This window comes from Achromobacter sp. GbtcB20, assembly GCF_019091095.1.
Classification (GTDB): domain Bacteria; phylum Pseudomonadota; class Gammaproteobacteria; order Burkholderiales; family Burkholderiaceae_B; genus Achromobacter; species Achromobacter mucicolens.
In genome coordinates this window covers 1-317 of record NZ_JAGXJZ010000384.1, presented here as the reverse complement: position 1 = coordinate 317, position 317 = coordinate 1, and the positions used below count along the sequence as shown (strand labels likewise).

The window sequence follows — 317 nt, the reverse complement described above, 5'->3', positions numbered from 1 at the left end:
AGGCGCCGGCCTGGTGCAGTTCGTGCAAACGCCGGATTTCATCGGAGATCATGGCAGTCCTCACTAGTCGGTGGACATGCGCGCGCGGCGCGCATGTCCGGGTACTACTTGAATTACCTACCTGCTACGTTACCGCGGGATTACAGGTCGAGCAGCAGGCGCGCCGGATCTTCCAGCGCTTCCTTCATGGCGACCAGGCCCAGCACGGCTTCGCGGCCGTCGATGATACGGTGGTCGTACGACATGGCCAGGTAGTTCATCGGACGGATGACGATCTGGCCGTTTTCCACGACAGCGCGGTCCTTGGACGCGTGCAC

General features: G+C 62.1%; 1 protein-coding gene. It reads right to left on the bottom strand.

The annotated features are described in order from the left end of the window. Positions 1–140: 140 nt before the first annotated feature. Positions 141–317: 2-oxo acid dehydrogenase subunit E2 (locus KVT32_RS29430; RefSeq protein WP_217619356.1), on the bottom strand; the 177-nt coding region annotated here is incomplete at its 5' end.